Source organism: Pseudomonas sp. GM24, assembly GCF_000282235.1.
Lineage (GTDB): Bacteria > Pseudomonadota > Gammaproteobacteria > Pseudomonadales > Pseudomonadaceae > Aquipseudomonas.
In genome coordinates this window covers 16255-30837 of sequence record NZ_AKJR01000038.1, presented here as the reverse complement: position 1 = coordinate 30837, position 14583 = coordinate 16255, and the positions used below count along the sequence as shown (strand labels likewise).

11 protein-coding genes and 1 tRNA gene are annotated in these 14583 nt (G+C 59.9%); 8 read left to right on the top strand and 4 right to left on the bottom strand.

The genetic code is table 11. The annotated features are described in order from the left end of the window. Positions 1 to 68 precede the first annotated feature (68 nt). Positions 69 to 1286: an MFS transporter gene (locus PMI23_RS06340; protein ID WP_007912906.1), complete on the bottom strand. Its 1218-nt coding sequence runs from the start codon at positions 1284 to 1286 to the stop codon at positions 69 to 71. A gap of 420 nt (positions 1287 to 1706) precedes the next feature. On the opposite strand from PMI23_RS06340, the gene PMI23_RS06335 reads away from it, so the two are divergent. Further along, on the top strand, positions 1707 to 3764 hold the full coding sequence (locus PMI23_RS06335; protein ID WP_007912908.1) for a methyl-accepting chemotaxis protein: 2058 nt from the start codon (positions 1707 to 1709) through the stop codon (positions 3762 to 3764). Here PMI23_RS06335 and PMI23_RS06330 read toward each other — a convergent pair. Continuing rightward, positions 3757 to 4659: a LysR substrate-binding domain-containing protein gene (locus PMI23_RS06330; RefSeq protein ID WP_007912910.1), complete on the bottom strand. Its 903-nt coding sequence runs from the start codon at positions 4657 to 4659 to the stop codon at positions 3757 to 3759. The genes PMI23_RS06335 and PMI23_RS06330 overlap by 8 nt on opposite strands. A 226-nt stretch (positions 4660 to 4885) precedes the next feature. Here PMI23_RS06330 and PMI23_RS06325 point away from each other — a divergent pair, with 226 nt between their 5' ends. The 6 genes from PMI23_RS06325 to PMI23_RS06300 all read left to right on the top strand — a co-directional run bounded on the left by PMI23_RS06325 (position 4886) and on the right by PMI23_RS06300 (position 10494). Then, the gene (locus PMI23_RS06325) at positions 4886 to 6001 is read left to right on the top strand and encodes an ABC transporter ATP-binding protein (RefSeq protein WP_007949699.1); all 1116 of its coding nucleotides are present in this window, start codon (positions 4886 to 4888) and stop codon (positions 5999 to 6001) included. Between the two features lie 15 nt (positions 6002 to 6016). Then, the gene (locus tag PMI23_RS06320) at positions 6017 to 6937 is read left to right on the top strand and encodes an ABC transporter permease (protein WP_007912914.1); all 921 of its coding nucleotides are present in this window, start codon (positions 6017 to 6019) and stop codon (positions 6935 to 6937) included. Then, positions 6937 to 7743, top strand: a complete 807-nt coding sequence (locus tag PMI23_RS06315; protein ID WP_007912916.1) for an ABC transporter permease — start codon at positions 6937 to 6939, stop codon at positions 7741 to 7743. The genes PMI23_RS06320 and PMI23_RS06315 overlap by 1 nt, the downstream gene beginning before the upstream one ends. A gap of 27 nt (positions 7744 to 7770) precedes the next feature. Then, positions 7771 to 8817, top strand: a complete 1047-nt coding sequence (locus PMI23_RS06310) for an ABC transporter substrate-binding protein (RefSeq protein WP_007912918.1) — start codon at positions 7771 to 7773, stop codon at positions 8815 to 8817. Between the two features lie 60 nt (positions 8818 to 8877). Beyond that, positions 8878 to 10332: an amidase gene (locus PMI23_RS06305; protein WP_007912920.1), complete on the top strand. Its 1455-nt coding sequence runs from the start codon at positions 8878 to 8880 to the stop codon at positions 10330 to 10332. A gap of 85 nt (positions 10333 to 10417) precedes the next feature. After that, a tRNA-Met gene (locus PMI23_RS06300) sits at positions 10418 to 10494 on the top strand. A 68-nt stretch (positions 10495 to 10562) separates the two neighbouring features. On the opposite strand, the gene PMI23_RS06295 is transcribed toward PMI23_RS06300, so the two are convergent. Continuing rightward, positions 10563 to 11039, bottom strand: a complete 477-nt coding sequence (locus tag PMI23_RS06295) for a helix-turn-helix domain-containing protein (protein WP_007912922.1) — start codon at positions 11037 to 11039, stop codon at positions 10563 to 10565. A gap of 283 nt (positions 11040 to 11322) precedes the next feature. Continuing rightward, entirely contained in the window at positions 11323 to 12432 is a 1110-nt protein-coding gene (locus tag PMI23_RS06290; protein WP_007912923.1) for a DUF2817 domain-containing protein, read from the bottom strand. Positions 12433 to 12694: 262 nt separating this feature from the next. Here PMI23_RS06290 and ggt point away from each other — a divergent pair, with 262 nt between their 5' ends. Further along, positions 12695 to 14527 carry a gamma-glutamyltransferase gene (ggt, locus tag PMI23_RS06285; RefSeq protein ID WP_007912930.1) on the top strand — a complete coding sequence of 611 codons (1833 nt, stop codon included), beginning with the start codon at positions 12695 to 12697 and terminating at the stop codon, positions 14525 to 14527. Positions 14528 to 14583 lie beyond the last annotated feature (56 nt).

Here is a 14583-nt window from a genome sequence, read left to right as displayed (position 1 = left end):
TCAATTCAACCGTAACTGACACACCGCTATCGCGAGCAGGCTCACTCCTACAATGGGAAATGTGTGAATCAGGGCTTTTTGGTACGCGGCAAGAAGATCGCCAACACGCCAAACAACGGCAGGAACGAACACAGGAAATACACGTACTCGATCCCGTGAATATCCGCCAGATGCCCGAGTAACGCCGCGCCAATCCCGCCGAAACCAAACATCAAACCGAAGAAGATTCCGGCAATCATCCCGACATTGCCCGGCACCAGCTCCTGCGCGTACACCACGATCGCCGAGAACGCCGACGCCAGAATGAAGCCGATCACCACGCTGAGAACGCTGGTCCAGAACAGATCAACGTGAGGCATGAGCAGCGTGAACGGTGCCACGCCGAGGATCGAAAACCAGATCACCGCTTTACGCCCGATCTTGTCGCCAATCGGCCCACCAAAGAACGTCCCCGCCGCTACCGCGCCAAGAAAAAGGAACAGGTGCAGTTGCGAACTGGCCACCGACAAGTCGAACTTCTCGATAAGGTAGAACGTGAAATAACTGGTGAGGCTGGCCATGTAGAAATACTTGGAGAACACCAACAGCCCCAGCACCACCAACGCACTGGTCACCCTGCCCTTCGACAGCCCGTGAGTCGCTGCCTGACCGGCCTTGAGCTTGAACAGATTGAGGTGATGGGCGTACCAGCGGCTGATGCGGTACAGCACGAACAGCGCAAACACCGCGAACAAACCGAACCACGCCACGTTGCCCTGACCGAACGGAATGATGATCGCCGCCGCCAGCAACGGACCGAACGCGGAACCGGCGTTACCGCCGACCTGGAAGGTCGATTGCGCCAGACCGAAGCGTCCGCCCGAAGCCAGCCGCGCAATCCGCGAGGCTTCGGGGTGGAACGTCGAGGAACCGATACCGATCAGCGCCGCCGCCAGCAGGATCAGGGGGAAACTGCCAACCATCGACATCATCACGATGCCAATCAGTGTGCAAATCGAACCGGCCGGCAACAACCACGGTTTCGGATGCCGATCAGTGTGATAACCGACCCACGGCTGCAACAGCGACGCGGTGAGCTGGAAGGTCAAGGTGATCAGGCCGACCTGAGTAAACGTCAGGCCGTAATTGGCCTTGAGCATCGGGTAGATCGAAGGCAAAACCGATTGGATCAGGTCGTTGATCAAATGCGCCAGCGCCACCGCGCCGATGATACGCATCACCAATGGGCTGCTTTGCGGAGCAGCGGGCGCCGAGGCAGCGGCGGTCTGAACGTTGCTGATAGCCATGGAAGTTTCCGGACAGCAGATGGGTGCACGCAGGCAGGTGCATCAATGTGCCATTTTTCGGTGCGTTAGCGCCATCCCCTTAGCCAGCTAACTAACTGACCTGACCGAATCATGTAGGAGCTGCCGCAGGCTGCGATCTTTTGATCTTGCCGTTAAAACACAGATCAAAAGATCGCAGCCTTCGGCAGCTCCTACAAGGGATAGGTGATAGCGCAACGCCATGGTCTGAATCTTGCCTTGCTTCTCCCCTTGAACGCGGCGCCCTTACAAAGGGCACCGACAATGGGAAGTTTCGCTACAGAGCCGGCCTACAGAGCGGGCGAGAGTGAACTTTCGAGGCCTTTTAGCAGGGCACAACATCAACGTCGAGCGACCGCGATGCACGCCAATGGTGCGTGGTGTCCAGAGGAGTCATGGGGCATGCAGGCTTTCCTTTCACCGGGGATCAAATTGCTGGGGCGGTTTGGCTTCGCAGGTAAATTCCAGTTGTTGTTTCTGCTGTTCATTCTGCCGTTGGCCGGCAGCCTGTTGATGATCGGCCAGGACTATCGCGACAAGCTCAATCTGATTTCCGGCGAACGTGCCGGCGTGCGTCAGTTGCTCGCGCTCGATGCGCTGGACAACCTGCTCGCCGCGCAACGCGACCGCGCCGCCCGTTGGCGTGCGACGGAAACCAATCGTCAGCCGACGCCGGCCACCCTAGCCGCCATGGGTGCATTCGACGCGGTACAACCTGCAGTACTGCAAGCCACCACGGACTTGGGCAATGCCCTGAAGAATGAAGGTGCTGAAGGCGAAACCCTCACGCGCTATCAGGCACTGCAAACCGCACTCAATGGTCTGGATTCGAAAAGCCTCAGCGGAGTCGGTTGGTGGCCGGACGGTTATGACCGTTTCACCAATGCCCTCAGCGCTCTGCAAGCGTTGCGCGAGCAGATCGTCATGGACAACCGCCTGACCCTCGCACCGTGGCTGGAAACCTACCTGCTGACGCAGATATCAACGCAACACGCACCCGACCTGATCGAACGGGTCGGACGCCTCGCCGCAGTCGGCCAAGCCTCAGTGGTTTCTGGCCAGTTCACCCTGCAAAGCCGTTTGCAGTTGCGCGACTTGCGCAGCCGCATCGGTGATGCCCGCGAGCAACTGGTGAAAACCGCCACGCTACTTGAGGCACGCCTGCCGAACGATCAGCAGAGCTGGGCCAGCCAATACCACGACAGCCTGAAACGCCTTGATAGCGGCCTGAAGGTGCTGGATGACGGCGTGTTCGGCGGCAGCATCACGCTCAAACCGGAAGACTTCGAACGCAACCTTGATGCTCTGCTGACTGACCTCGCCGCTCTGCGCCAGCAGTCGCTGGTGTCGCTGGACCAACGACTCGATGCCTACCACAGCTCGGCGATCCGTCAGTTCATTATCGTTGCAGCCATTTTCGGCTGCCTGCTACTCGCGGCGCTGTATCTGTTTGTCTGCCTGCAAGCCTCGATCCGTCGCAGCGCCAGCGGCATCACCCTGCTCGCCGAAGCCCTGCGCGATGGCAACCTCAGTCTGCAAGTACCGGTGGAGGGCCGCGATGAGCTGGCAGCGATCAGCACCGCGCTCAACGTTGCCGTGGTGCAACTGCGCGCGAGCATGCTCGGTGTCGATCACGAAACCTCGCAGTTGAGCCATGCCGTGCGCAGCCTCAACGAACACTCCAGCGGCGCTCTCGGCGAAGTCGAGGCGCAACAGTTGCAGATCAGCCAGATCGCCGCTGCTGCCACGCAACTGGCCGCGACGTCGCAAGGCGTGGCGCAGAGTTGCGAGCAGGCCTCCGGCAGCGCCCAGCACACCCGACGCATCGCGGCCGACAGCAGCCGCGACAGCCAGCGCACCACGGCGAGTATTCAGCAGCTCAATCAGCGTTTGAACGAAACTGCAGCAGCACTGGGCCGGGTCAGTGAACAAGGTCAGCAGATTCAATTGGTCGTCGACACCATTCGCGGTGTTGCCGAACAGACCAATTTGCTTGCACTCAACGCCGCCATTGAAGCTGCGCGTGCCGGTGAACAGGGTCGTGGCTTCGCCGTGGTCGCCGACGAGGTGCGCAGCCTTTCGCAACGCACGCAGTCGTCCACCGCGCAGATCGCCGGCACGGTCGATAGCCTGCGCGCCACGGTCAACGAAGCCGTGACGCTGATGGAGGCCGCGTGCGGCCAGGCGCAAACCGATGCTGAGTCGGTCACTGGCCTCGGTGAACGTTTGGGCGAAATCGCCAGCGCCGTGCAGAGCGTCACTGATACGTTGGCGCAGATCGCCACAGCGGTTGAGGAACAGGCCAGCACCGCCGATGAAGTCAGCGGCAATATTCAGCAGGTCGATCAGGCCGCCGTGCGTTTGCTCGAAGGTGCACGGGCGGTGAATCTGGCGGCGGATACTCTGAGTCAGGGCAGCAAGGCACTGAGCGACAACACCGCACGCTTCCGCCTCAGTTGATCACGGCCTCGGGGAAGTCCGTTTCCAGTTCAGCCTTGAGCCATTGAATGAACCACGCCACATCCGCCGAGAGCTCGGCGGACGGCGTCAGCACTCGATAACTCTCCAGCTTCACCTGAGCGTCGACCGCACGCACCAGTTTGCCGCTGGCGAGTTCATGGCGCACCAGCACCTCGTTGGCCAGTGCGATGCCCTGCCCACTCTCGGCGACTGACAGCGCATGGTCATTGTTGACGTAGAGCATGTCGGAATTGAGATGGATATCGAGGTCGTGGGCGGCGAACCACAGGTTCCACCATTCGCCGTCATCGACGTGGATCAGCTCGTGGCTGACCAGATCGGCCGGGCTGTTGATCGGTGCAATGCTGGCCAGATACGCCGGCGTGCAGATCGGGAAAACCCGAGGACAAATCAGCGCCTCCCGCGAGTCGGCATATTGCCCGTCGAGGCCGTAGACGATGCCCAGATCGGCGCTCTTGCCATCCACTTCGGTGAAGGTCGAATTCGGCTCGATCGCCAGTTTCAATCCCGGGCGCAAATGCCGCAGCGCTTCGATCCGAGGCATCAGCCAGCGCTTGGCGAAACCCGGCACCACCATGATCCGCAACCAACGCTCGGCATCTTTCGGCCGAGCTTCCTTGCCGGCTTCGATGATCAGTTGCAAAGCAGCGCTGATCTTGCGGTGGTACTTCTCCCCCGCCGGCGTCAGGTTGACCCCGCGCGAAGTGCGTTCGAACAGTTGAATGCCCAACCAGTCCTCAAGCAATTTCACGTGACGGCCAATCGCAGGCTGGGTCACGTGCAGGGCTTTCGAGGCTTCGACGTAGCTGCCCAAACGGGCGGCGGCATCAAAGGCGCGCACCGCGTTGAGCGGCGGCAAACGGTGGTCGGGCATGATTCCTGGCACCTTCGGCTATTAAATTAACTAACACCTGCCATGTTTAAATTGAAGTGTCGCGCCGCGCAACCCCTGGCTGATAATCGAGCCACAGCAGAACAAAAAAACAGCTGGTTTCACACCCGAACGCAATCTCGATCCTGCCCAAAAAAATAATATCCATGGCCCGACGGCAACGCTTTGCAAAGCGAGTCGCAGGCGATGGGGGAATCGGAGGTAACGCATGAATGCCCTGCATTCGCTGCAAACGCTGGCGGTCTCGATCCGCTCAGTGCGCAAGGTTTACGGTGATCCGCAGACCGGTCCGGTGGCGCTGAAAAGCATCGACCTGGACATCCGCGACAACGAATTCTTCACCCTTCTCGGCCCTTCCGGCTGCGGCAAGACCACGCTGCTGCGGATGATCGCCGGTTTCGAATTTCCCACCGAAGGCGAAATTCTTCTCTACGGCGAAAACATCGCTGATCGCCCGCCCTTCCAGCGCCCGGTCAACACGGTGTTCCAGCATTACGCCTGTCCGCACATGACCATCGCCGAGAACCTGGCTTTCGGTCTCGAATCGCACCCAATGGGCAAAGTCCTCACCAAGGCGCAAATCGCCGAGCGTGTGCGCGAGATGCTGGCGCTGGTGCAGATGGAGCGCTTCGCCAATCGCAAACCGGCGCAGCTGTCGGGCGGCCAGCAACAACGTGTCGCCCTCGCCCGCGCTTTGGCTCCGCATCCGAAAGTGTTGTTGCTCGATGAGCCACTGTCGGCGCTCGATCTCAAGCTGCGCCAGGCGATGCGTGAAGAGTTGAAAACCATCCAGGCCAAGACCGGTATCACTTTCATCTTCGTCACCCACGACCAAGAAGAAGCGCTGACCATGTCCGACCGCATCGCCGTACTTTCCGAAGGCGAAGTGCAGCAGGTCGGTCGGCCAGAGGATATTTACGAACGGCCGCGCAATCGCTTCGTCGCCGACTTCATTGGCGAAACCAATTTCATCGAAGGCACCGTCACTCGTGTGGACGGCGGTCAGGCGTGGTTCGCCGGCCCGGCGGGTCATCCATTGCCGGCGCAACCGTGCAGCGATGTGCAGGTCGGCGTCAACGTCACCCTGTCAGTACGTCCCGAACGCTTGCATCTGGTACCGGCAGTGACTGAAGCCGCGCTGCCGTGCCGGATCGAAGCGCAGATCTATCTCGGCACCGATCTGCAATATCAGGTCAGCCTCAGCGACGGTTCGCGCCTAACCGTGCGTACGCCCAATTGCGTCGATCAAAGCCTGCGCTTTGCCGTCGGCTCCCAGGCCGGTCTGTTGTTCGACCGTGGAAGCGCCAGCGTCCTGCACGATTGAGCCGGAGGAGTTGCCATGCACGCCTTACCGATTGCCAACACGCTGGAACGCCGCAAGGCCTTCCAGAGTTTCCTCGGGGTCAGCCCGGCGCTGATCGCCATCTGTTTGTTTCTGGTGGTGCCGATCCTCATCGTCATCGGCTATTCGCTGATGGAGGCCAACCCCTACGGCGGGGTCAATAAAGTCTTCAGCAGCGACGCCTACACCTCGCTGCTGTTCGAACGACAACTGGATGACAGTCTCGCGTTTGCCGACTCGTATCTGATCATCGCTCTGCGCTCGATTGGCATTGCCGGGCTGACCACGGTCATCACATTGCTGATCGGTTTCCCGGTCGCGGTGTGGCTGGCCATGCAACCGGCGCATCGCCGTGGCTTGCTGATCTTTCTGATCACCGTGCCGTTCTGGGCCAACCTGCTGATCCGCACCTACGCGTGGATTCTGCTGCTGCGCAACACCGGGGTGATCAACAACAGCCTGATGGGCCTGGGCGTTATCCATGAACCGATGCAGTTGTTGTACACCGACGGCGCGGTGCTGCTGGGGCTGGTTTACACCTACGCACCGTTCGTGGTGTTGCCGATTTACGCAACGCTGGAAAAGATGGATATCCGCCTGCTCGAAGCCGCGCAGGATCTCTACGCCGGACGCATACGCACCTTGCGCAAAGTAGTTTTGCCGATCGCCAAACCGGGAATTCTCGCCGGCGCGATCCTCACTTTCGTGCCATGCCTGGGCGCGATGATCGCCCCGGAACTGCTCGGTGGCGGCACGCGAATGATGCTCGGCAACCTGATCTTCCGGCAGTTCAGCGATGCGCGTAACTGGCCGTTCGGTGCGGCGTTATCGCTGGTGCTGATGGCTGCGGTGATGTTGGTGCTGACCGTGTATGCCCTGCGCGCCGAGCGCCAGCGCATCGCCAAAGGAGGTGCGTGATGCTCGCGCTATTCAAACGCAAAGGGCTGGGCGTGCAGGACTTCCCCGGTTTCGGCGGCTTCAGTTTTCTGTTCTATCTGTACCTCTACGCGCCGATCGTGGTGCTGGTGGTGTTCTCGTTCAACGCCAACCAATCGGCGACGGTGTGGACCGGTTTCAGCCTCGACTGGTATCGCGCCGCGTTCGCCAATCAGGCCTTGCGCCAGGCCGCCGGCAACAGCCTGTTGATCGCCGTGTGCGCGAGCATGATCGCCACGGCGATTGCCACCCTCGCCGCCCTCGGCACCTCGCGCGGCGCCAAGTTCAAAGGCCTGCACTTGTCGATGGGCGCGATCATGTTGCCGCTGGTGCTGCCGGAAATTGTCGTCGGTGTGGCGACGTTGGCGCTGTTCTCGACCATCGGTCTGTCGCTGGGTTACGGCAACCTAATCATCGCCCATACGGTGTTCTGCATTCCCTTCGCCTACCTGCCGATTCGTGCGCGGCTGAACGACATGGACCTGTCGCTGGAGCAAGCCTCGGCCGACCTCTACGCCGGCCCGTGGCGGACCTTTCGCAAAGTCACTCTGCCGCTGCTGATGCCGGGGATTTTCTCCGGGCTGATGCTGGCCTTCATCGTCTCGCTGGATAACTTCGTGATCTCGATGATGGTCTCGCAGGCCGGCACCACGACCTTGCCGATCTTCATTTTCGGTCTGCTACGGATGGGCGTGACACCCGACGTCAACGCCGTGTCGACGCTGATCCTCGGCGTCTCGGTGCTGTTCGTCAGCCTCTCTTACCTGTTGGGCAAAAAGAACGCCTGAACCTTCTACGACCTGTGGGGAAATAGCATGAGCAAGTGGATAAAAAGCGTTGGCACTTCGTTGTTTCTGACTGTGCCGCTGACCATGGCTGTTAGTGTTCAGGCGGCCGAAAAACTCAACGTGGTCAGTTGGAGCGGCTATTTTTCGCCGGAGATTCTTGCCAAGTTCCAGAAGCAGACCGGCATCGAAGTCACTGTCGATTCCTACGATTCCAACGAAACCTTGTTGGCAAAATTGAAACAGGGCGGCGCCGGTTATGACGTGGCGATTCCGTCGCACCAGTTCGTGCCGATCCTGATCAAGGAAAACCTGCTGGAGCGCTTCGACCCGGTCAAGGAGCCCTACTACGCCAGCGTTGTGGATAACTTGAAAAAACCGAGCTGGGACCCGGAAGGCGCATATTCGGTGCCGTTCATTTGGGGCACCACCAGCGTCGTGTTGGACTCGGCGCGCTACAAAGGCCCGGCCGACAGCTACAAGGTTTTGTATGAGCCGCCAGCCGAGTTGCAGGGGCGCATCAACATGTTCGATTCGGTCAGCGACATGGTCGATATGGCCAGCCTCTATCTGAATATTCCGCTGTGCAGCGAAGACCCGAAACAGATGCAGCAGGTGCTGACACTGCTCAAGGCGCAGAAGCCATTCGTGAAAACCTACAGCTCCAAGGCCGGCTCGATTCGCGAGAACCTTGCCTCAGGTGAAATCGACATGTCGATGTTCTGGGGCGGTTCGTCGATGCGTGCCCGTGAGATGAAACCGACGCTGAAATACCTCTACCCGAAAGAAGGTGTGCTGGCCTGGGTCGATAACATGGTCATCCCTGCCGGCAGCAAAAATCCGGCGAATGCCAAGGCGTTCATCGCCTTCCTCAGCCAGCCAGAAAACTCGGCGATGACGCAGAACTTCCTCAAGCACCAGAGCCCGATCAAAGGCGTCGAACCGTTCCTCGACGCGGCGCTCAAGGACGCGCCGGAACTGCATATTCCCGAAGGGACGAACGTGGTGTTCAGCAAGACTTGCGGCGAAGGTGCGATCCGCCTCGCTGACCGTCTCTGGACCAACCTGATGCGTTGATCGCTACCGCCCCGGCGCACTGGCGGGGCGTTTTTCCAGCCGTCTGAAAGGCCGCTTGCAATGAACTCTAATAACATCAGCGAACTGGTCCTGTTGCAGGCCCACAAGCTCGCCGAACGCATCCGCCTGCGCCAGGTTTCCTGCCGGGAAGTGATGCAGACTTACCTTGCCCATATCGAACATTTCAACCCGATGGTGAATGCGCTGATCAGCCTGCAGTCACCGGAACATCTGCTGGCTCAGGCCGATGAACGCGATGCCGAACTGGCGCGTGGCGAATACCGTGGCTGGATGCATGGCTTGCCTCATGCGATCAAGGATCTGTCGCTGACCCAAGGTATTCGCACCACGCTGGGTTCGCCGCTGTACAAGGACTTTGTGCCTGAGCGCGACGGCATCATGGTCGAGCGAATCAAGGCGGCCGGCGCGATCATTATCGGCAAGACCAACACCCCGGAATTCGGTCTCGGCTCGCAAAGTTACAACCCGTTGTTTGGCGCGACTGCTTGCGCGTATGACCCGAGCAAAACGGCGGGGGGCAGCAGTGGCGGTGCGGCGGCAGCGCTGGCGATGCATCTGGTGCCTGTCGCGGATGGCAGCGACATGATGGGCTCGCTGCGTAATCCGGCGGCGTTCAATAACATCTTTGGGTTTCGTCCTTCGCAGGGGCGTGTGCCGTTCGATGACAGTGCGGATCTGTTTTTCGATCAGCTCGGTTATGAGGGGCCAATGGCGCGCAGTGTGAAAGATGCGGCGCTGCTGTTGTCGGTGCAAGCGGGGGGCGATGCGCGGGCGCCGTTGTCGATAGCTGAATCCGGTGAGGCGTTTGCGGCGCCGCTAGAGCGTGATCTCAAGGGCTCGCGGTTGGGTTGGTTGGGCGACTTCAACGGTTATCTGCCGATGGAGCAAGGCGTGCTGTCGCTGTGCGAGAAAACCTTTGCTGATTTTGAGAGCCTTGGCTGCCACGTTGAGTCGGTTGAGCCCGGTTTCGCGCCTGAGCGGCTGTGGAGCAGTTGGCGGACGTTGCGGCACTGGCTGGTCGCGGGGTCTTTGGGCGCAACCTATGCCGACCCGCAGAAACGCGCTTTGCTAAAACCGGAAGCGATCTGGGAAGTGGAAAACGGCCTGAAGCTCTCGGCCAGCGAAGTGTTCGCGGCCTCGGTGGTGCGCAGCGATTGGTATCGGGCTATCTCGAAGTTGTTCGAACGCTACGACTATCTGTTGCTGCCGAGTGCTCAGGTGTTTCCGTTCGACAAAACCCAGCCGTGGCCAACGTCTATCGAGGGCGTGGCGATGGACACGTATCACCGCTGGATGGAGGTGGTCATCCCCGGCACGCTGTCGGGTTGCCCGGTGGCCAATGTTCAGGCCGGATTCAATTCGCACGGTTTACCGATGGGGCTACAGATCATCGGCAAGCACCAGGCTGACTTCGCTGTCCTGCAATTGGCGCACGCGTATGAGCAGGCCAGCCGCTGGTTCCAACGCTGCCCTTCGCCGCTGCTCGGCCAGTGATTTTGATAAACGGTTGAAAGCGTAGAAAAATTTTTAAATTTACGCTTGACGCTTTTCCATTTCAGGGGAATAATGCGCGCCACTTGGCTACATAGCTCAGTTGGTTAGAGCATAGCATTCATAATGCTGGGGTCCGGGGTTCAAGTCCCTGTGTAGCCACCAAGTACTAAAAACGGCTTACCGAAAGGTAGGCCGTTTTTTTATGCCTCGAGAAAAGTCTCGGTAATCTGTTACTTCAAAATATCCTTCTGTTCGTTGCTCGTTTTGGTCGCTGCCTGTGCGATCAAGGCGTCGATCATCTGCGCAATGACCTTCTGTTGGACCTTCGAGAGCTCATTGATGGACTGCAGTCGTCGATACCACGTCGAGGTCAAGCTGCGTCTGGGCGTCTCCGTGTAAGAGGGAACCCCGAGCAGGTCTTCAACGGGCACGCGAAGCGCAAATGCCATCTTCACCAGTGTCGTGACCGGCATGCTGCGCGTGCCCTCCTCGTAGCCCTGAAAGGTTTGCCGGGAAAGACCTAAAGCCCGTGCAAACCGAGTCTGTGTGATCTCGTGCACTGTGCGTAAGTGCGCAATGCGACTGCCCATCGCCACCAGAAAATCGCGATCCTCATTGGAAATACTCATGACAATGGCCGACTGAAAATAGAGTTGATTGGCAACGGACTCATCCTTTTCATCTGAAATCCATCCTGGAAAAAACAACAGAAAATATCCTCAGGTAAAGGCGCGTAAGTTGTCGACCTGAAAAATCTGTAGGAGAAGTGCAGAACAACCGCTAGGTCGGGGGCGAGGTACTACAGGCGCGAAATGCCTTTTCATTCGACTGAGTCGGTACCGAGAGATCAGGTTGAAAAAATGCTGTAGGAAACGGGTTCGATGCAGGTATGAATTAGATCGCGCAGCACGGATACAAAAAACGGCTTACCGCAAAGTGAGCCGTTTTTTGTGCCCGGAGGAAAGTGCCGGCAGCAAAGACACTGATGATTTACCGCGACCAGTTACCCAACGCCGACAACCCTTTCGCCCAGATTTGCCGAGTGCGCAAACCGACCATCGTCCGCCAGTCCGGATCAGCTGGATAGAACTGCTCCAGCAGATTCAGTTTGATTTCACGTCCTACCGCATCCAGCGGATCGCCATGCAAATGCAACCAATGGTCATCACGCAAATGCCGATGCACATCCGGCCCCGGATACGTCCCGCATTCGATCACGAACGGCATCAACTGCACGTCCGGCAAGGCCTTGAGCAACGCCTGCGAGGTGTACCCCGTAGCCGTCGCTGCCACGCCGGTTTCGCTCAAGGTGTCGGCGCCGGTGTGCAGGGTGTAAAGCCATGGGCCATAAATTGCCTGGGCCTGCGCGAGTGCCGGGTAAGGCGCCTGGGTGATGGTCAGCAACATCGGATGGCCGTATTCGCCGGCGCCGGTGTGCAGGTCGAAACACATCACGGTTTCAGCGCCAGCCAGATGCGTTTCGATGATTTGGTGCAAGGTGCGGTTCGACCAGCTCGGCGCGCGACCACCGTAAAACAGTCCGTCGGGATGGCTGTGTTGACCACCCTCGACAATCGACATCACCGCTGGCCAGCCGTGTTCGTTGATCTGCGCGTCGAGCAAGGCATCGGCGCGTTGGCGCTCGGGGCCGTGCAAATCGGTGCAGGCGTAGATCTCATGCAGTGCGGCGTACGCGCGGTTATCCGGTAGCGGCCCGGTGAAGTCGAGGTGATTGCGGTTGAGGTCGATGTTGTCTTCGTTGACCCGGCGTAACCATGCCGTGCCCCATGGGTTGATCAGGTGCACCATCACCACCGCGACATCCTTGGGCAGCGAGCCCGGTACGAATGCCTTCAGCCAATCGATCTGACAATCCGAGCCGTAATAGCCCTCGACGCCGTGCGTACCGCTGAGCGCTACCAGTCGGCATTTGGCCTGTGGATCGCCGAGCACGGCGACGTCGGTGCTCAGGGGTTCGCCAAAGGGGCCGCAGCGTGGATGGGCGTACGAGGTGAGCGTGGCACCGGCGGCGTTAGCGGCGGCGATGAACTGTTCGCGTTGGTCGCGGTAGCTGGATTCGGTGGGGAACTCGCTGTGCATATCGGTCTCTTGTTGATCTTGTATTTGTGGGAGCGAGCCTGCTCGCGAAGGCGGTGGTGCATCCAACATTCGGTTGCCTGATACACCGCATTCGCGAGCAGGCTCGCTCCCACAGGGGGCTTATTTTCAGTCCGATGGATTTGCCGTTGACCCTAGCGAACATCCGCCCCGAAAAGAAAGACAAAAATGCCCACCGGTTTGCGTCGCGACCGAGCGGTCGATAAAGTCCCCGAGACTTTTATCCCACGGACGGAGAGCCCGCGTGTTTTCAGCCTTGCCCTTGAGCCGCTTTCGCCTGCCTGCCCTGACGCTGATCATCAGCGCCCTGACCCTCACTGCGTGCAACGCCCCGCCCTCCTCGACTTTGCCGCTGGCACCTGAAGCTGCTTCCGGTTACCGCACCGATCTGCAAACCCGTCACGCCAGTAAACACATGGCCGCCGCTGCCAATCCACTGGCGGCCGAGGCTGGTCGCGAGATGCTGCGTCAGGGCGGTTCGGCGATTGATGCGGCGATTGCGATGCAAGCGGTGCTGACCTTGGTTGAGCCGCAGTCTTCCGGGATCGGTGGCGGCGCGATGATCGTGTTGTGGGACGGTAAACAGGTGCGCACGTATGACGGTCGCGAAACCGCACCGGCCGGCGCGACCGAGAAACTGTTCTTGCGCGCCGATGGCCAGCCGATGTCGTTCCCGCAGGCGCAGATTGGCGGTCGCTCAGTCGGCACACCGGGCGTACTGCGCGCGCTGGAGATGGCGCATCAACAACACGGTCGCCTGCCATGGGCGAAGCTGTTTGAACCGGCGATCAAACTGTCCGAGCAAGGCTTTGCGATCTCTGCGCGTTTGCACTCGCTGCTGGAATCAGATCCAGTCATCCGCCAGTCGCCGGACATGGCCAAGTATTTCCTCAACGCCGATGGCAGCGTCAAAGCCGTCGGCACGCGTCTGCAAAACCCGGCATTGGCCGCAGTGCTCAAACGCATCGCCAACGAAGGCCCGGACGCGTTGTACAAAGGCCCGATCGCCGAAGAAATCGTCGCCAAGGTGCAGGGTCACGCCAACCCCGGCAGCCTGTCGCTGAACGATCTGCAGCGCTATCAGGCCAAGGAACGCGCGCCGCTGTGCACCGATTACAAGCGCTGGCAGGTCTGCGGCATGCCGCCGCCGTCGTCGGGCGGGATCGCCGTGGCGCAGATTCTTGGTACGTTGCAGGCGCTGGAAACCCGCGATCCACGTCTTTCCCTGACGCCGCTCAAACCAGTGAAAACCGACAAACCGGCCGGCATCGAACCGGATCCGCAAGCCGTGCATCTGATCGCCGAAGCCGAACGTCTGGCCTACGCCGACCGTGCGCAATACGTCGCCGACACCGACTTCGTGCCGGTGCCGGTCAAAGGCCTGGTCGATCCCGGTTACCTCGCCAGCCGCGCCAGCCTGATCGGCGAACGCAGCATGGGCAGCGCCAAACCAGGCACGCCACCGGGTGTGCAGGTTGCCTACGCCCCGGACCGCTCGCCGCTGCGCATCTCCACCTCGCAAGTGGTCGCGGTGGATGACCTCGGCGGCGCCGTGTCGATGACCACCACCATCGAGGCCGCGTTCGGCTCGCACCTGATGGTTCAGGGTTTTCTGCTGAACAACCAGATGACCGACTTCTCGTTCATCCCGGAAGAGAATGGCCAGAAAGTCGCCAACCGCGTCGAACCCGGCAAACGTCCACGCTCGTCGATGGCGCCAACTCTGATCTTTGATCGCCACAGCGGCGAATTCGTCGCCACCGTCGGCTCGCCCGGCGGTTCGCAAATCATCGAATACGTGGCGAAAACCACCGTCGGCCTGCTCGACTGGAACCTCGACCCGCAAAGCGCCATCAGCCTGCCCAACTTCGGCAGCCGCAACGGCCCCACCGAACTGGAACAAGGCCAGTTCAGCCCGACGCTGATTCAGGCATTGAAAGACAAAGGGCACGCAGTGAATGAAATCGACATGACCAGCGGCACCCAGGCCATCGTGCGGGTCAAGGATGCGCAGGGGAAAGCGTCGCTGGAAGGTGGCGCGGATCCACGGCGTGAAGGCGAAGCGTTGGGGGATTGAGGCTAGAACGCAAACAAAAAAGGCTTACCGCGAGGTAGGCCTTTTTTCATGCAGCT